Consider the following 16,218-nt stretch of genomic DNA (forward strand, 5'->3'; position numbering starts at 1 on the left):
TTCCCGGGTAGCGCGTTGACGCACACTCCTCGAAATGGCCGATATGCCGGGGTATTTATCGACAATGAAGACGCAACGAAGAGGGCCCCGCAGCGAACTGCGGGGCCCTCTTCATCAACTCGGGTGAATTACCCGGGTCGTCGTGTTTCGGATGCGACGATGCCCGGCTCAGTCGGACAGGCGCGCGCCGGACGACGTCGAGAACACGTGGCTCTCGCCGGACCGCGGCACGACGCACAGCGTGCTGCCCTTCTCCGGCACGTTGCGGCCGCCGACGCGGACGACGAGGTCCTTGGACTCGTCGCCGACCTGGGCGGTGCCGTACACGAACGCGTCGGAGCCCAGCTCCTCCACCACGTTGACGGTGACCGCGAGGCCCTGGTCGGACTCGGCACCGGCCACGTCGAAGTGCTCGGGGCGGACACCGACCGTGACGGTCTTGTCGGTGGCGGCGGCCAGCGCGTCGCGGTCCACCGGGACCACCGAGTTGCCGAACTTCACGCCGCCGTCGGTGATCGGCACCTCGACGAGGTTCATCGCCGGGGAACCGATGAAGCCGGCCACGAAGAGGTTGGCGGGCCTGTCGTACATGTTGCGCGGGGTGTCGACCTGCTGGAGCAGACCGTCCTTGAGGACCGCGACCCGGTCGCCCATGGTCAGGGCCTCGACCTGGTCGTGGGTGACGTAGACCGTGGTGATGCCCAGGCGGCGCTGGAGCGAGGCGATCTGCGTACGGGTGGACACACGGAGCTTGGCGTCCAGGTTGGACAGCGGCTCGTCCATGAGGAACACCTGCGGCTCACGCACGATGGCGCGGCCCATGGCGACACGCTGGCGCTGACCGCCGGAGAGCGCCTTCGGCTTGCGGTCCAGGTACTCCGTCAGGTCGAGGATCTTCGCGGCCTCCTCGACCTTCTGCCGGATCTCCGCCTTGTTGACGCCGGCGATTTTGAGCGCGAAGCCCATGTTGTCGGCGACCGTCATGTGCGGGTACAGCGCGTAGTTCTGGAACACCATGGCGATGTCCCGGTCCTTCGGCGGCAGGTGCGTGACGTCGCGGTCGCCGATGCGGATGGCGCCGCCGTTGACGTCCTCGAGCCCCGCGAGCATGCGGAGCGAGGTGGACTTGCCGCAGCCGGACGGGCCGACCAGCACGAGGAACTCCCCGTCCTCGATGTCGATCTCGAGCGCGTCCACGGCGGGCTTGGTCGAACCGGGGTAGATCCGGGTCGCCTTGTCGAACGTGACAGTGGCCATGGTGAAGGGCCCCCTTCTACCGGCAGGAACGTGCCGGACGATCCGAGTAGGAAGGTGGTGCCACGACGGGATGTTCCGTTGTGGTTCCGTGTGGTGCAGTCCACGAGGGTGAACTGGCACAGGACGGTACCCGGCGTTCACCTGGTCTGTCAGTACCCGCGGCCCTGTGAACTTCGCGGAAACTTTCGCATGCCGGGCGTCACCCTCCGGCCGCGTAACGCCCGGCGAGGACCGCCACGGCCCCCGCGACCGCCTGCCGCAGTACCGGCGGACCGAGCACCTCCGCCTCGGTGCCGAGTCGGAGCAGGTCGCCGGTGGCGACCGCCTCCGACTCGACGGACAGGTCCACCTCGACCCAGCCCTCGCCGTCCGGCGGCCCCGCGTCCCGCAGCGCCCGCACGCCCGCCGCCCCGAACTGCATCGGCAGCAGCTTCTGTCCGCGGGGCGAGAGCCGCAGCCGGGCGGTGTCCTGCCGCAGCGCCGCCTCCATCCGCCGGGAGGACTCCGCCCAGTACGCGGCGAGAGCGAACCCGGCGGGGCGGGTGAACACGTCGACCGTCTCCTCCACCGCCTGGAAACGCGACACCCGGTAGGTGCGCACGACGTCCTCGGACAGCGCCACGAGGTACCAGATGCCGCCCTTCAGCACGAGCCCCAGGGGACGCACCTCCCGGCGCACCTCGCCCCGCCAGCGCCGGTAGTGGGTTCTCAGCACCCGTCGCTCCCACACCGCCCCGGCGATCCGTTCCAGGTGCGGCACCGGGTCCGCGTCGCGGAACCAGGCGGGGGCGTCCAGATGGAACCGCTCACGCACCCGCCGGGCCTGATCCGCGAGTTCGCCGGGCAGGGCGGCCTCCACCTTCAGCTGGGCGCTCGCCAGCACGGCACCCAGGCCGAGATCCCTGGCCGGTCCCGGCAGCCCGGCCAGGAACAGCGAACCGGCCTCCGCGTCCGTCAGCCCGGTCAGCCGGGTGCGGTACCCCTCCATCAGGCGGTAGCCGCCCTCCGGCCCGCGCTCGGCGCGGACCGGCACCCCGGACGCGCCGAGCGCCTCGATGTCCCGGTACACGGTGCGCACCGAGACCTCCAGCTCCGCCGCGAGTTCGGGTGCGGTCATCAGGCCGCGGTTCTGCAGCAGCAGGAGCAGGGAGAGAAGCCGGTCGGCACGCACGGGACGCATTCTCCCCCGCCCCGGACGTACCTGACAGGAGATGTCAGGTACGGCTCCCAGGATGGTCGTGCCGGGCCGGCGCGGGACCGTCCTCGCCGGCGGCACGACCGAAGGAGCACCTCCATGCCCACCATCCGGACCACCGGCCACTTCACCTTCGCCGACTGGAAGGAGGTCCCCGTGGGCCCGGAGGACACCCACCCCCGGCTCGCGCACGCCACCGTCACCAACGCCTTCACGGGCGGCATCGAGGCCGAGTCCACGACCTGCGACTACGCCATCTCCTACCTGACCGGCACCACCGGCTCCTTCGCCGGAATGGAACTCGTCCGCGGCCGGGTCGACGGGCGTGAGGGCACCTTCGTCCTCGAGGAGCGCGGACGCTTCGACCCCGACGGGACCGTCCACTGCTCCTTCGAGGTCGCCGAGGGCTCGGGCACCGGGGAACTGGCCGGGCTGCGCGGCACCGGCGAGTTCACCTACCGGCACGGGGAGACGAAGGTGCCGTACACCTTCGCGTACGGACTGGAGTGAGCGGGCGGGAGTGAGCGGACCGGCCCCGCCGCCCTCAAGCGCGTGGCTCGGTGAAAGCCGCTCTGTGTACAGTGGACCCGCCCTCGCGCACTCCGCGCGTACGCGGCGCCTCCTTAGCTCAGATGGCCAGAGCAACGCACTTGTAATGCGTAGGTCGTCGGTTCGAATCCGACAGGGGGCTCCACTGAAACCCCAGGTCAACACGTTCTGACCTGGGGTTTTTCGTGCAGAGGACGCGGCGTCGACGGCGGGCGCGGGCGGTGCGGCCGTCGCCGGTCTCCGTTCTGGTCTCAGCAGGGGACTCCGGACGGGGCATGAAGGCGTCTCCCACGCGGCGCATCGCGTCCTTCGAGAGGTGGGGCCGGCCCTTCACGTACCGGCGGCTCTGGCCGATCCGGGTGTGCCGCAGGATCTCCATGATGGTCGGCATGTCCACACCGAGTTCGTTCAGGATCGTGCCGGAGGTATGGCGGCTTCCGTCGTAAAGGCGGCGATTATCGATGTCGGCTTCGGCGAGCAGCTCCTTGAATCCCGCCCAGTCCTGGCGCGGGTCCAGGGGACGGCCGTCCGGCCGGGTGAAGACCAGTTTGTGTTCCTGCCATAGCTCGTCGGCCGCCGCACGCATCTCCTCCTGCTGCGCCTGGTGCTCACGCAGGAACGGAATGAACGGCGGCGGGATGGGGCCGGCGTTTCTGCTCTTCCTGGTCTTCGGCCGCGTAAAGACGAGACCGCCGCCTTTGCGCTCCGGGCAGGCACGCGCGTGGCTCGAACAGCCCTCCGGGCACGGTTCGGGGCACCCTCGCCAAGGGCCGGGGCATCTATCGAGACCAGGCGGTCGCTGTGAGTGACAGGTGGTGGCCTTGCTCCTGTAGGACTACGGGCCTCAGACGTTGCCCAGTCGACGAAGGCGCTGCGGAACGGTGACATGACGACCCTGTTGCCAACCTCTGGCCAGGAAGACGCTTACTGAGGTGGCGTCAGTGGAGAAACGACTGGTCACAGTTGCTTTGGGGCGGGGCTCACTCGCGGTCTTGAAAGCCATCGTCGTGGTCCGAAGAGTGCTGCACGCCCCAACTCACAGGTGAGGTGCTACGTGATCCCGTCTCGAACTGCTGGACCAGCCCGTCTCAGTTTTTGTCCGCGTTGGCAGAAGGGGGCACGGCCGTCTTCCCCCTCGTTGCCAGTACAGCCGTGTCCCCGCCGGAATCGGCAGGGACGCGGCTGCCCACCAGGCAGTTAGGTCAAGGCTCGCAGCGCTGCGGCTGCCGCCACCAGGCCTTCCCTCTCCAATGTGGCGATCACATCAGCGACCACCGCGTTTGGAGGAACCCTCCACGTGTCTGCTATCTGCGTCAGGGCTGCGTAAACCAACTGAGGCGACAGGTCCACTTGCGCTTCGATGAAAGCGTCTGGGTGGACAGCCTGTACGTCCCATGCGGACAGCTTGCTCGCGGGGAAGTCCTTCAGGTTGAACGTGACGATGACTTGCGCTTTCGCGCGGATAGCGGCTGCCAGGACGTGTCGGTCGTCAGGGTCAGGCAAGTCGACTATTTCGACCAGCGGTTCGTGCCCTTTGACCAGAACGTCACGGATTGAGCCTGCCATCAGGGCCCGCGTTTTATCTAACTTGTGCGGGTCCAGGTCGGGTCGCTTCTCCTTCAGGTTGCGGAAGGTCTCGTCGAGGATCTGATCCGTCCACTTCGCCTGCACCAAGCCGGCTTGCGCTACGCGGATGAGAACGTCGCGCAAGGTGCTCGGATACAGAACATTGGCGTCGTAGACGGCGGTGAAAGCCATGACCTAGAACATTCCCATCTCCTGGCCGAGCTGGGTGAGTTCATCAGCCACCAGTCGGCGACGGTGGTCGTCCTTGCGCTGATACTCCAGCAAAGACGACGCGGTGATTCTGCGGTGGGTGCCAACGGTCCGGTACTTGATCTCACCGGCGTCCAAGAGGCCGATGAGGAAGGGGCGGGACACGTTGAGCATGTCGGCGGCTTGCTGGGTGGTGAGCTCAGCGTCGGAAGGGACGATGGAGACGCCGCGGCCGGCACCCAGGTGGGCGAGGAGCGATGCGAGGAGTTCTACAACCTCCCGAGGGAGGACCAAGGGCTCACGGTCGCCTCCGTCTTGTACGTTGACGCGGATTTGAGATGCATTCTGATGTTCGGCCAGGTAGGTCCGAACCCGTGCAAGTGCATGGTTCGCGGTTTCCTGCTTGTCGTCCGGAAGCTTCACCGGACGGATGTCAATCTTGGTCATTTGCGCGCCCCTAGATGCTGTGGGTGGGCGCCAAGAGTCCGCCGCTTGGCGGTGCGGCGGGCTGGCGACGGCAGTGGATCCCGTGGTCGTTGGCGCGGCCAGGGGAACACTGCCGTGAGGGCATGGAGGTCAGTCGCCGCTTGGCGGTGCGGCGGGCCAGTCACGGCAGTGGATCCCGTGGTCGTTGGCGCGGCCAGGGGAACACTGCCGTAAGGGCGGTGGCGGGTTGTTGGTGGTCTTCGACTGTGTTCAGTGCTGCCTCACTACTAAGAGTATCCGCAATATTCGAAGCAAGCGCAACAACTGCTGGAGTCGCGTGGATGGCGATCACGCATAGACACGAGGCGCTCTCGGCTCAGGTGGCGGTCTCACTGCGGGTCTCACTCAAGCGAGAATCTGGGAGTGTGCATGGGGGTCCGCAGTTGTCTGCCAGAGCCGCTGACCTGCGCTTTGGCGCTCATGCTGGATTGCGGTGGACGCCCTCGGACCAAGACCGGACAACTTGTAATGCGTAGGTCGTCGGTTCGAATCCGACAGGGGGTTCCACTGAAACCCCAGGTCAACACGTTCTGACCTGGGGTTTTTCGTGCAGAGGACGCGGCGTCGACGGCGGGCGCGGGCGGTGCGGCCGTCGCCGGTCCTGGTTCCGGTCTCGACGGAGGGCTCCGACCGGGCATGAAGACGTCTTCCGCGCGGCGCGTCGCGTGACCGGCCGACGGCCGAACTCGTGCATCTCACCGGTCAGGGGAAACGGCGTCTGGCATTCATTCTTCGCAGTGGCCACGATGGCCGCAATGACGAATGTCCCACCCTTTCTGCCATCCCGGACCCGCCTTGCTCGGGCTGCCGCCCGGTCGGCAGCCCGGGGAGCTTCAGGGCATACGCCCGCCCAGGCGGCGGGCGATCTCCAGTTGGCGGTCCTCCAGGGGGCGGCCGTCCTCGATGTCCCAGAGGCAGTTCTGCAGCAGCCGGCCGTACGTCCACGCGCGGGCCCGCTCGCGGTCCAGGCCGAGGACGTCGGTCATCGCGTCGAAGCGCCAGCGGACGTCGTCGGCGTCGAAGCGGTTGGCCAGGGCCGGCCAGAGGTCGAAGCCGGGGTCGCCGGCCAGCGGCTTGGGGTCGATGGCGAGCCAGTCGGCACGGTCGGCTGCCAGGACGTTCTCCTCGTGCAGGTCCCAGTGCAGGAGGCGGTCGCCGGGCTCGTCCACGACCTCCCGTACGGCCGCCGCGCAGTGGGTGAGGATGCGGCGGGCCGCCGGGTCCGGGACGCGGTCCAGGGCCCGGGGGGTCCGCTCCAGCATGGCGCGGGCGAGGTCGCCGAGACGGCGCATGCCCGGCGGGGCGGGGGTGGTGGTGAGGTGGGCGAGGAGGCGGGCGATCACCAGGACGGACTCGTGGGCGTCCGGGAGGCGGGAGAGCATCCGGGAGGGGTCGAGGCGTTCCAGGAGCATGGTGCCGGTGGGCGTGTCGTGCTCCAGCAGGCGGACCGCTCCGTCGCCGTCCCAGATCCGCGGGGCGACCGGTTCGCCCTCGGTCTCCTCGTCCAGGATCTGGAGCTTCAGCACGGCCGGTGTGCCGTCCGCGCGGTCGACGGGGAGAACCAGGGCGCTCACGCCGTGCATCGGCGCGCCGGTGACGTGCAGGTGCCAGTACTCCAGGAAGGCGGCGGCCAGACCGGGCAGCCGGGAGACGAAGGCGCGGCCCGCCTCCCCGTTGAACTTCTCCTGTGCCGCCGCGAGTTCCTCGGGTACGTCGATCACGGTGGGCACCGTAGTACGGCGCTCACGGCTCCAGGACGACCTTTCCGGTCGTGCCCCGGTTCTCCAGGGCGCGGTGGGCGGTGGCGGCCTCGGCGAGGGGGAAGCGGTGGACGGCGGGGGTGAGCCGGCCTTCGGCGGCTTCGGTGAGGGCACGCAGTTCGAGGGTGCGTACGGGGTGGGGGCCGCCTGCTCTGCGCATCATCGCGGGGCCGAGAACGTTGAGGGAAACGCCGTCGACGAGGTAGGGGTCGGTGCTGTCGAGGCCCTGGGCGGACCAGCCGAAGACGAGGTGGCGACCGCCGGGGGCGAGCAGGGCGACGACCGCGCGGGCGATGCCGCCGCCCACGCCGTCGTAGACCAGGGTCACTTTGCCCTCGTGGGCGGAGAGGCGTGCGGTCCAGGCCGGGTCCGCGTAGTCGACGGCGAGGTCGGCGCCGTTCGCCGAGACCCGGGCGGTCTTCTCGGGGCCTCCGGCGAGGCCGATGACGGTGGCACCCGCGTTCTTGGCGTACTGCACGAGGAGGGTGCCGATGCCGCCGGCCGCGGCGGGGACGACGACCACGTCCCCGGGGCCGGGTTCGGCGAACTGCACGATGCCCATGGCCGTGCGGCCGGTGCCGATCATGGCGACGGCTTGGGCGAAGTCCAGGCGCTCCGGGATCTCGTGCAGGCGGTCGGCGTCCGTGACGGCCAGCTCCGCGTAGCCGCCCGGGACGAATCCGAGGTGGGCGACGACGCGCTTGCCGAGCCAGTCCGCGGGCGTGCCGTCGCCGAGGGCGTCGACGACTCCGGCGACCTCGCGGCCGGGGACGGTGGGCAGGGCGGTGGGTGTGGGCGCGGGCCCCTGATGGCCTTGGCGCAGGGCGGTGTCCAGGAGGTGGACCCCGGCGGCCCGGACGGTGATACGCACCTGGCCGGGGCCCGGCCGCGGATCCGGGACCTGTTCGTGGGTGAGGTTCTCGGCGGGGCCGAAGGCGTACAGGCGGATGGCGTGCATGGGCGTCTCCTGGGGGCATGGTCCGGGACGCCGGTCCGGGACGCCGGTTCGGAAGTCGGCCCGGGTGACCGCCCGGACCGCCCGGACCGCCCGGACCGCCCGGACCGGGTACCGGCTCGGCGTGGTCGCTGTGGTGGGGCCCACTGTTCAACCTCAAGCCCGCTTGAGGTCAAGCTCGTGCCGGCCGAGGGCGAGGGAGACGGCCGTGAGGGCGCTGTTGAAGGAGACCTCGGAGAGCACACCGGGGGCGGCGACCTGGTCGCCCGCGAGGTAGACGCCGTCGCCGCGGTCGACGGAGGGCCGGTCGTGCCAGCTGGTGCCGGGCAGGTCGACGGCGCCGGTGCGCCCGTTCGCCACCGCCTCCCGCCGCCAGGTGACGCGCTCCCGCCAGCCCGGGTAGCCCAGATCCAGGAGTTCCTCGGCGCGGGCCACGCCGTCGGCCTTGGTCTCGTGCGGGGCGAGGGGGATCTGGCCCTGGAGGAGCTGTTCGCCGGCGGGGGCGAGGGTGCGGTCCTGGGCGGTGAACCGCTCCAGCCAGCCGGGTGCGTCCAGGTCGGACACGACGAACGCGTCACCGCGCCGGGTGCGCAGGGCGAGGTCGACGAGAACGGTGCGGCCGCTCGGCCAGGTGAGGGCGGGGTCGCCGAGGAGGTAGCGGGCGGCGTTCAGGGAGGTGGCGACGACGACCGGGGTGTCCGTGGGGAGCGTGTCCGCGCGGGACAGGGTCTCCATGCGGACGCCCAGGTTCCAGGCGCGGGAGGCCATGCGGTCGATGAGGCCGCCCCAGCCGCCGCGCGGGTAGTGGGCCTCCGGCGGCAGCTTGGTGGCGCGGCGCAGGCGTTCCTGGACGAAGGCGGCGGAGAGGGAGCCGGGGTCGTGGTGGAAGAGGGCGACGGCACAGTAGTGGGCGGCGGCGCGCGCGCCCTCCTCGCCGGCGATGCCGGTGGCCCAGGTACGGAAGTCGGTGTCGACGGGGGCATGGGCATGGGCGCGGCGCAGCAGCTTCAGCATGGCGAGGGGCGGGACGCGGTGCAGGGTGCCGTGGTGGCGGAGCCGGAGGCGGGCGGCTTCCCGGGGCGGGAGGGGCGCGAGGGGGCCGATGAGGTCGCGTTGCCGGAGCCAGGACCAGTGCGGGCCGCCGCTGTAGAGGGCGTGGGGGCCCTCGTTGGTCCGGTAGGGGGCCTCGGCGGTGCGGGCACGACCGCCGAGGGTGTGGTGCGCTTCGTGGAGGGTGACTTTGGCTCCTGCCTCGGCGGCGGTGATGGCCGCGGTCAGTCCGGCGAAGCCGCCGCCGATGACGGTGATGCGGTGCATGGCTGGGTTCTCCCTCGGTCGGGGGCGCGCCTGGCGGTGGTGGATCCGGTCCCGTCTCCGGTGGTTCTCTCTCCGGTGGTTCCGGTCACTCGTGGCTACGACGTCCCAGGGCCCCGGAATGTGACAGGTTCGAGGTCTTCGCAGGTCAGGCCGATTGTCAGTGGGGGAGTGCAGGATGAGGGCATGGTGAGGCGAGCGGTGCCGGCGGGCGGTATGGGCGGTGCGGGGGTGAAGGGCGCACGGCGTCCGGAGCTGCGGCTGCCGGAGCCGGAGCGGTACGAGGGGGACGAGCTGGAGCCGGACGGGGATTACGACGGGCTGGAGTTCCGCGAGGCGGACCTCTCGGCGCAGGACGGCGCGGGGGCGCGGTTCATGGACTGCGTGCTGAGGGGGTGCGCGCTGGACGAGACGCGGCTGTCCAGGGCCCGGGTGCTGGACTCGGTCCTCGCCGGTGTGCGGGGTGTGGGTACGGATCTCTCCGGGGCGACGCTGCGCGACGTCGAGATGACGGACGCGCGTCTCGGGGGGACCCAGTTGCACGGGGCGGAGCTGGAGCGGGTGCTGGTCCGGGGCGGGAAGATCGATTTCCTGAATCTGCGGTCCGCGCGGCTCAGGGACGTCGTCTTCGAGAGCTGTGTGCTGGTCGAGCCGGACTTCGGCGGGGCGCGGCTGGAGCGGGTGGAGTTCGTGGACTGCGCGCTGAAGGGCGCGGATCTCAGCGGGGCCACGCTGACGGACGTCGATCTGCGCGGTGCCGCTTCGCTGGAGATCGCCCGGGGTGTGGACCGACTGGCGGGGGCGGTGATCAGTACGGGGCAGCTGCTGGATCTGGCACCGGTGCTGGCGGGGGAGCTGGGGATCCGGGTGGAGGGCTGAGGGGCTGAGGGGGCAGGGGTGTGGGCGGAGAGAAGGAGGAGGGCGGAGGGGCGCGGTGGGTTACGTGAGGCGGGGATAGCGGGCCTGGAGGGTCCAGACGGCCGGGTTCTCGCCCAGGTCCTCGTGCAGGTCGATGAGGTCGGCGAGCAGGTCGTGCAGGAAGTCGCGGGCCTCGCGGCGGAGTTCGGCGTGGGAGAAGGTCAGGGGCGGTTCGTCCGCCGGCAGCCACTCGGCCTCGATGTCGACCCAGCCGAAGCGGCGTTCGAAGAGCAGCCGGTCGGTGGATTCGGTGAAGTCCAGTTCCGCGTACTGGGGGCGGGAGGCGCGGGAACCGGCCGGGTCCTGGTCGACGCGTTCCACGATGTCGCACAGGGCCCAGGCGAAGTCGAGCACCGGCACCCATCCCCAGGCTGTGGACAGTTCCCGGTCCTCCTTGGTGTCGGCGAGGTAGACGTCACCGCAGAAGAGGTCGTGCCGCAGGGCGTGGACGTCCGCGCGGCGGTAGTCGGTCTGCGGCGGGTCGGGGAAGCGATTGGAGAGGGCATAGCCGATGTCGAGCACGGAGGTGATGGTGTCACGGCGGACGCGGTGCGGCGGCGGCGGACGGTGCAGGGGAGGGACGGGGCTCGACGCCTGCGGGGCCGCCGGGGTCGTTCCGTGGTGTGCGGCCGTGTTCTTCCTGGGATCGCGGGATGCGCCTCCGCTCCCGGCCCCGTGACCCCCGCCGCCCCCACGGCCCTCGTCCGCTCGCCGCCGTCGCCCTCGTGACCGCGGCGGTGACGGCGGCGGTGACGGTTCGCGACCTACGCGGAGTGGCGGTGGCGGGAAGATCACGAGGGCGGCACCGCTCAGGAGACCTTCGACGCGATGTACGCCGGGACGTACTTCCCCGACGCGGCGACGAACGAGGTGATCCGGGCGTTCCCGCCCGCGCGACCGCCCGACGCGGCGCGCGTCTTCGGTGTCCCCGTCCACCAGCGCGGCGCGATGGTCCTGCACAGGGTCCGGCGGACGGTCGGCGACGACGCCTTCCGCGCACTCCTCCGCGGCTGGGCGGCGGACCACCGCCACGGCAACGCGGACACCGCCGACTTCACGGCGTACGTGGAGAGGTCGGCCCCGGACAAGGACTTCGACGGGGTCTGGTCGGACTGGTTGTACGGGGAGGGGAAGCCGGCACGGCCTTCCAAGCCCTGAAGCCCTGAAGCCCTGGAACGTGCCCTGCCCGTGCCGGAGCCCCCGGCCGCCGGGAAGGCGGGCCGGGGGCTCCGAAGCGCGGCGCGGAGCGTCCGTCAGACGTTGACGCCGAAGTCCTGGGCGATGCCCGTCAGGCCCGAGGCGTAGCCCTGGCCGACGGCGCGGAACTTCCACTCGGCGCCGTTGCGGTACAGCTCGCCGAAGACCATGGCGGTCTCGGTGGCCGCGTCCTCGGACAGGTCGTAGCGGGCGATCTCGGCGCCGCCGGCCTGGTTGAGGATGCGGATGTACGCGTTGCGCACCTGTCCGAAGTTCTGGCTGCGGTTCTCGGCGTCGTAGATCGACACCGGGAAGACGATCTTGTCGATGTCCGCCGGGAGGCCGGCCAGGTTGACGTTGATCGCCTCGTCGTCGCCCTCGCCCTCGCCGGTGCGGTTGTCGCCGGTGTGGACGATGGTGTTGTCCGGGGTCTGCTTGTTGTTGAAGAAGACGAAGTGACCGTCCGAGTACACCTTGCCCTGCGGGTTGACCGCGATCGCGGAGGCGTCGAGGTCGAAGTCCGTACCGGTGGTGGTGCGGACGTCCCAGCCGAGGCCCACGGTGACGGCGGTCAGGCCCGGAGCCTCCTTGGTGAGCGAGACGTTGCCACCCTTGGACAGGCTTACAGCCATTGTTGGGAGTCCCTTCCCTCGTGTACGTACGGCTAAGAAGCTACAGCTACCCCCTTGAACGCGAGAGGGGCACGCGAGGTTCCAGGTGGCTTTACTTTCTTTACCCGGGATATTCGGGTGACGCGGACCGGTCAGGGGCGAGACCATGGACGGCATGTCCGGTCCCCATGTCATCCGCGGCTCCGTCCTCCTGCCCGAGGCCGAGCTCATGTGGCGTTTCTCGCGTTCGTCGGGGCCCGGCGGGCAGCATGTGAACACCACTGACTCGCAGGTCGAGCTGCGTTTCGACCTCGCCGCCACCGAAGCGCTGCCCGACGTGTGGAAGCAGCGGGCGCTGGAGCGGCTGGCGGGGCGGCTGTCCGACGGCGTCGTCACCGTCCGGGCCTCCGAGCACCGCTCCCAGTGGCGCAACCGCGAGACCGCCGCCGTGCGCCTCGCGGCGCTCCTCGCCGAGGCCACCGCGCCCCCGCCCCGGCCCCGCAGGCCGACCCGCATCCCCCGCGGCATCAACGAACGCCGGCTGCGGGAGAAGAAGCAGCGCTCGGAGACGAAGCGGGGGCGCTCCGCGCGCGACTGGGGGTGACCCCGGGCGGGACCGGAGGCGCCCCTGCGCGGGTCCGGGTGCTCCGGGCGGGGCTGGGGTGATTCGGGCTGGTCCGGGCGCTCTGCGCGGAACCGGGGCTGACGCCGTGTGGGACCGGGTGCTCCGGGTGGGACCTGGGGCGCCCCTGTGCGGGTCCAGGTGCTCCGGGCGGGGCTGGGGATGCTCCCGGGCACGACCCGGGTACTACGCGTCCCGGGGTGACCCGGCGCGAGCCGGGTGCTCCGAGCGGAATCGAGGGCGACTCGAGCAGGGCCTGGGGTGGCTCGGGCAGGGCCTGGGGTGGCTCGGGCAGGGCCCGGGGTGACCCAAGCGGAACCCGGGGTGATCCAGGCGGGTCCGGGGCCCTCCGCGCGGGGCCGGGCCGGCCGTCAGGCCAGGTTCAGCACTCCGACCGTCTCCCCCTCGACGACCTCCCCGTTCTTGCGGAAGCCCAGGCCGAGGTAGAAGTTCTCCGGGCCGTTCCCGCCGGGGTGCCAGGTGACGTGGAGCTCCTTGCCGCCCCGGGCGCGGATCTTTGCGGCGACCGATTCCACGGCGAAGCGGCCGTAGCCCTTGCCCTGCTCCTCGGCGGCGATGTTCAGCCGCCACAGGCCCGAGCGGATGACGCTGCCGCCGTCCTCGTGCCAGTCGATGTCGAGGAAGGCCATCAGGAAGCCGACCGCGCGGTCACCGTCCATGATCAGGCGCGGCCAGGCGGAAGCGGGATGGACGTAGGCCTCGGCGAGGGACCTCACGACCGGGGCGACCGCGACCTCCTGGTCGGGGCGGACGCGTATGCCGAGGGCGGCGTCGAGGTTTTTCGAGGTGATCTCTTCGAGGCGGGGAGTTGTGGTCTTCGTCACCCGGGCAGCGTAGGGACGCAATTCCCTTTCGGTAAAAGGGATTTCCGGCTCGGGAAACGCTCAGGCCAGGTGCCGGTAGCGGCCCCGGAAGTGGGTCAGCGGCCCCCCGCCCGCGCTGGGTACGTCCGCCGCCAGGACGCGGCCGATCACCAGGGTGTGGTCGCCGGCCGGCACCCTCTGCTCGGTGCGGCACTCCAGGGTGGCGAGGGCGCCGCCGACCAGTGGGGCGCCGCTGTACTCGCCCCGCACGTACGGGATGTCCTCGAAGAGGAGGCGGTCGCTGATCCGGCCCTTCATCGCGAAGCGGCCCGCGATGTGCCGCTGGCTCTCGGACAGGACCGACACCGACCACAACGGCTGCTCGTCGAGCAGGTCGTCCATGCGGGAGCCCTCGCGCAGGCTGACCAGCACCAGCGGCGGGTCCAGGGACACCGACAGGAACGCGGTCGCGGTCATGCCGACGTCCTCGCCGACCGGTGCCCGCGGGTCGTCCGGATCCAGCGACGGCTCCCGCGCGGTCACCAGGACCACACCGGCGGCCAGACGGGACATGGCTGCGCGGAACTCGTCATTGCTCACCCCCTCAGCATGCCGGGCGGCGGGTACAGCGGTGATCGTGGGCGGGGGTACGGGAGTGTTCGGCACACCGGAAACGCTAGTCTCCGCTCCGTACGCACCGCATCGGGCCTCCGCCCGAGCGGGGACCTAGGACCAGCGGCGGACTCCCGCGCTCCACGGGCGCGGGCCGGCACCCACGGACCGAACCTTGTGGAAGGGGTGCGGAATTCGCATGCGGCGCATGTCGTGCATTCGGTATATCCGGCGAACGGCCGGAGAAACCGCGGAAAGGTCTCTCAATTGTTCATGTTTGGTTGTGACTTGAGTCACAAGGGGAGATAATTGTTGACCCTGTGTACCGAGTGGGCAGCGCGCTGTGATTCAGTGGCGGAGAGACTGCCAGGACGATACGCCGATGAGAACGCTTGATTCGCTGCGAGGTCCCGGGGGAGGGTGAGCATGGAGACCGAGTCGGAGCCCTACGTCCGCCTTGCGTCCCTGCGGCAATTGCACCAGGGCATGGCCGACATGAACACGGCCCGCAGCCTGGCCGACACCCTCCAGACCGTCGCCGACGGCGTCGTCGACGCCCTGGGATACGAACTGGCCTGCGTCAACCTCGTGCGCCCCGACGGCGACCTGGTGGTGGCCGCCCTCTCGGGCAACGCGGCCGCCGAAGCCCTCATCACCGGCCGGGTCGGCTCGCGCGAGTCCTGGGAGCGCCGCCTCTGCATGGGCGAGACCTGGGGCGACCTGATCTTCATACCGCACACCGAGGGCTGGGTCCTCGACGACGACATCCCGCAGTGGTACATCGACGGCCCCGCCCCCCGCTTCGAGGACGAGTGGCACCCCGCCGACCGGCTCCTCGCCCCGATGTACGCCCCCGGCCCGCAGGGCGGTGGAGCCGGTGAACTGGTCGGCGTGCTCTCCGTGGACCGCCCGCGCAACGGCCGGCTGCCCGGTGCCTGGGGCCGCGAAGCGCTCCAGATGTACGCCTTCCAGGCCGCCATCGCGATCAGCAACGCCCGGCTGCGCTCCAACATGCAGCGTGCCCTGGTCCGCCTGGAGCGCGAGCAGCAGGCCCTGCGCGCCAGCGAGGAGAGCTTCCGGCAGGCCTTCGAGTACGCCCCGTCCGGCATGGCCGTCGCGGAGATGGGCGGCGACCAGCACGGCCGCATCCTGCGCACCAACGACGCGCTGTGCCGGCTGCTCGGCCGTCCCGCCTCCGCGATGCGCCGCTACTCCTTCTCCGACCTCGTGCACCCCGAGGACATCGGCACGCTGCTGCGGACCTCCGCCGAGGGCGGCCGCGCCGAGCTGCGGCTGGCCCGTCGGGACGGCACCTACGTGTGGGTGTCCCTGCGCAACTCAGTGGTCGCCGACGCCGCCGACGGGCCGCGCTTCCTGCTCACCCACGTCGAGGACATCGAGGAGCGCAAGCGCCGCGAGCTGCACCTCGCCCACCGCGCCTCCCACGACTCCCTCACCGGCCTGCCGAACTCCGCGGAGCTGCGCGCCCGGCTCTCCGCCCGGCTGTGTCAGCAGCGCCCGTCGATGCTGCCCGCCGTGGACGAAGCCATGGCGGGCTTCGAGTCCTTCGACTCCCAGGACGCCGCCTACGGCCCGCCCGCCTTCGACCGCGGCCACGACTTCGACTTCCCGCCCGAGGCCGAGGGGTTCGAGGGGTTCGACCATCATGTGCACGCCATCGCCCCCGCCGCGGACCACGACGACGGCGCCAAGGGCCTCGCGGTGCTCTTCTGCGACCTCGACGGCTTCAAGTCGATCAACGACCGGTTCGGGCACAACGCGGGTGACGCGGTGCTCATCGAGGTCGCCCGCCGGCTCAGCGACGGCGTCCGGGACGGCGACACCGTCGCCCGGCTCGGCGGCGACGAGTTCGTGATCCTCGCCAACGGGCTCGGCCGGGCCGACGCCCAGGACCTCGCCGTACGGCTGCGCAACGAGATCATCCAGCCCATCCGGGCCGAGGGCCGGGCCGTGCGGGTCGGCGCCAGCTTCGGCATCGGATGGGCCCACTGCGGCCTGACGGCGGACGAAGTGCTGAAGTCGGCCGACGAGCGGATGTACATCGAGAAACGATCTCGTCCCAAACAACATCGGCGGGCGGGATGAACCGCAGGTCAGTACGTTGATGCGGTCTGAGGCACC

Annotated in this window: 15 protein-coding genes, 1 tRNA gene and 2 pseudogenes; 6 read left to right on the plus strand and 12 right to left on the minus strand. The window is 70.7% G+C overall.

Going from position 1 to position 16,218, the window contains the following annotated elements; genetic code table 11:
• Positions 1-168 precede the first annotated feature (168 nt).
• Both ACFP2V_RS05990 and ACFP2V_RS05995 read right to left on the minus strand, forming a co-directional pair.
• On the minus strand, positions 169-1,257 hold the full coding sequence (locus ACFP2V_RS05990; RefSeq protein WP_381206533.1) for an ABC transporter ATP-binding protein: 1,089 nt from the start codon (positions 1,255-1,257) through the stop codon (positions 169-171).
• 199 nt (positions 1,258-1,456) lie between these two features.
• Positions 1,457-2,428: a helix-turn-helix transcriptional regulator gene (locus tag ACFP2V_RS05995; RefSeq protein ID WP_461092116.1), complete on the minus strand. Its 972-nt coding sequence runs from the start codon at positions 2,426-2,428 to the stop codon at positions 1,457-1,459.
• A 123-nt stretch (positions 2,429-2,551) separates the two neighbouring features.
• On the opposite strand from ACFP2V_RS05995, the gene ACFP2V_RS06000 reads away from it, so the two are divergent.
• Both ACFP2V_RS06000 and ACFP2V_RS06005 read left to right on the plus strand, forming a co-directional pair.
• A complete protein-coding gene (locus tag ACFP2V_RS06000; RefSeq protein ID WP_381206539.1) occupies positions 2,552-2,962 on the plus strand; it encodes a DUF3224 domain-containing protein in 411 nt (136 codons plus the stop codon).
• 107 nt (positions 2,963-3,069) lie between these two features.
• Positions 3,070-3,146: transfer RNA gene (locus ACFP2V_RS06005), tRNA-Thr, on the plus strand.
• Positions 3,147-3,341: 195 nt separating this feature from the next.
• On the opposite strand, the pseudogene ACFP2V_RS06010 reads toward ACFP2V_RS06005, so the two are convergent.
• From ACFP2V_RS06010 to ACFP2V_RS06035, 6 genes and pseudogenes are all read right to left on the minus strand, one after another.
• A pseudogene (locus ACFP2V_RS06010) lies at positions 3,342-3,587 on the minus strand (tyrosine-type recombinase/integrase); the annotation flags it as partial.
• A 611-nt stretch (positions 3,588-4,198) separates the two neighbouring features.
• Entirely contained in the window at positions 4,199-4,759 is a 561-nt protein-coding gene (locus tag ACFP2V_RS06015; RefSeq protein ID WP_381206541.1) for a PIN domain-containing protein, read from the minus strand.
• A gap of 3 nt (positions 4,760-4,762) precedes the next feature.
• Positions 4,763-5,224, minus strand: a complete 462-nt coding sequence (locus ACFP2V_RS06020; RefSeq protein ID WP_381206544.1) for a helix-turn-helix domain-containing protein — start codon at positions 5,222-5,224, stop codon at positions 4,763-4,765.
• Positions 5,225-6,096: 872 nt separating this feature from the next.
• Positions 6,097-6,993, minus strand: coding sequence for an aminoglycoside phosphotransferase family protein (locus ACFP2V_RS06025; RefSeq protein WP_381206547.1), 897 nt, complete (start codon positions 6,991-6,993; stop codon positions 6,097-6,099).
• Between the two features lie 13 nt (positions 6,994-7,006).
• A complete protein-coding gene (locus tag ACFP2V_RS06030) occupies positions 7,007-7,981 on the minus strand; it encodes a zinc-binding dehydrogenase (protein WP_381206550.1) in 975 nt (324 codons plus the stop codon).
• 153 nt (positions 7,982-8,134) lie between these two features.
• Complete coding sequence (locus tag ACFP2V_RS06035) at positions 8,135-9,415, minus strand: NAD(P)-binding protein (protein ID WP_381207518.1); 1,281 nt, start codon at positions 9,413-9,415, stop codon at positions 8,135-8,137.
• 63 nt (positions 9,416-9,478) lie between these two features.
• Here ACFP2V_RS06035 and ACFP2V_RS06040 point away from each other — a divergent pair, with 63 nt between their 5' ends.
• Positions 9,479-10,171 carry a pentapeptide repeat-containing protein gene (locus ACFP2V_RS06040; protein ID WP_381207521.1) on the plus strand — a complete coding sequence of 231 codons (693 nt, stop codon included), beginning with the start codon at positions 9,479-9,481 and terminating at the stop codon, positions 10,169-10,171.
• Positions 10,172-10,231: 60 nt separating this feature from the next.
• Here the strand turns inward: ACFP2V_RS06040 and ACFP2V_RS06045 are convergent, their stop codons facing one another.
• Entirely contained in the window at positions 10,232-10,732 is a 501-nt protein-coding gene (locus ACFP2V_RS06045) for a hypothetical protein (protein WP_381206553.1), read from the minus strand.
• Between the two features lie 234 nt (positions 10,733-10,966).
• Between ACFP2V_RS06045 and ACFP2V_RS06050 the strand changes: the two are divergent.
• Positions 10,967-11,368, plus strand: a pseudogene (locus tag ACFP2V_RS06050) (M1 family aminopeptidase); the annotation flags it as partial.
• Positions 11,369-11,463: 95 nt separating this feature from the next.
• Here ACFP2V_RS06050 and ACFP2V_RS06055 read toward each other — a convergent pair.
• Positions 11,464-12,039 (minus strand): TerD family protein, encoded by a 576-nt coding sequence (locus ACFP2V_RS06055; RefSeq protein ID WP_381206556.1) that lies wholly within the window; start codon positions 12,037-12,039, stop codon positions 11,464-11,466.
• A gap of 145 nt (positions 12,040-12,184) precedes the next feature.
• Between ACFP2V_RS06055 and arfB the strand changes: the two genes are divergently transcribed.
• On the plus strand, positions 12,185-12,622 hold the full coding sequence (gene arfB, locus ACFP2V_RS06060) for an alternative ribosome rescue aminoacyl-tRNA hydrolase ArfB (protein ID WP_381206560.1): 438 nt from the start codon (positions 12,185-12,187) through the stop codon (positions 12,620-12,622).
• Positions 12,623-13,011: 389 nt separating this feature from the next.
• Here the strand turns inward: arfB and ACFP2V_RS06065 are convergent, their stop codons facing one another.
• A complete protein-coding gene (locus tag ACFP2V_RS06065; protein WP_381206564.1) occupies positions 13,012-13,485 on the minus strand; it encodes a GNAT family N-acetyltransferase in 474 nt (157 codons plus the stop codon).
• Positions 13,486-13,545: 60 nt separating this feature from the next.
• The gene (locus tag ACFP2V_RS06070; RefSeq protein ID WP_381206567.1) at positions 13,546-14,130 is read right to left on the minus strand and encodes a flavin reductase family protein; all 585 of its coding nucleotides are present in this window, start codon (positions 14,128-14,130) and stop codon (positions 13,546-13,548) included.
• Positions 14,131-14,502: 372 nt separating this feature from the next.
• On the opposite strand from ACFP2V_RS06070, the gene cdgB reads away from it, so the two are divergent.
• On the plus strand, positions 14,503-16,182 hold the full coding sequence (cdgB, locus tag ACFP2V_RS06075) for a diguanylate cyclase CdgB (RefSeq protein ID WP_381206570.1): 1,680 nt from the start codon (positions 14,503-14,505) through the stop codon (positions 16,180-16,182).
• The last annotated feature ends 36 nt before the right edge of the window (positions 16,183-16,218 follow it).

The sequence above is a fragment of the Streptomyces incanus genome (assembly GCF_042656345.1).
Lineage (GTDB): Bacteria > Actinomycetota > Actinomycetes > Streptomycetales > Streptomycetaceae > Streptomyces > Streptomyces incanus.

What these genes read in the sequence shown, in the direction of transcription:
- arfB (WP_381206560.1), top strand. Translation starts at nt 12,185, where the DNA reads ATGGACGGCATGTCCGGTCCCCATGTCATCCGCGGCTCCGTCCTCCTG.
- ACFP2V_RS06040 (WP_381207521.1), top strand. Translation starts at nt 9,479, where the DNA reads ATGGTGAGGCGAGCGGTGCCGGCGGGCGGTATGGGCGGTGCGGGGGTG.
- ACFP2V_RS06030 (WP_381206550.1), bottom strand. Translation starts at nt 7,981, where the DNA reads ATGCACGCCATCCGCCTGTACGCCTTCGGCCCCGCCGAGAACCTCACC.
- ACFP2V_RS06020 (WP_381206544.1), bottom strand. Translation starts at nt 5,224, where the DNA reads ATGACCAAGATTGACATCCGTCCGGTGAAGCTTCCGGACGACAAGCAG.
- ACFP2V_RS06055 (WP_381206556.1), bottom strand. Translation starts at nt 12,039, where the DNA reads ATGGCTGTAAGCCTGTCCAAGGGTGGCAACGTCTCGCTCACCAAGGAG.
- ACFP2V_RS06000 (WP_381206539.1), top strand. Translation starts at nt 2,552, where the DNA reads ATGCCCACCATCCGGACCACCGGCCACTTCACCTTCGCCGACTGGAAG.
- ACFP2V_RS06015 (WP_381206541.1), bottom strand. Translation starts at nt 4,759, where the DNA reads ATGGCTTTCACCGCCGTCTACGACGCCAATGTTCTGTATCCGAGCACC.
- ACFP2V_RS05990 (WP_381206533.1), bottom strand. Translation starts at nt 1,257, where the DNA reads ATGGCCACTGTCACGTTCGACAAGGCGACCCGGATCTACCCCGGTTCG.
- cdgB (WP_381206570.1), top strand. Translation starts at nt 14,503, where the DNA reads ATGGAGACCGAGTCGGAGCCCTACGTCCGCCTTGCGTCCCTGCGGCAA.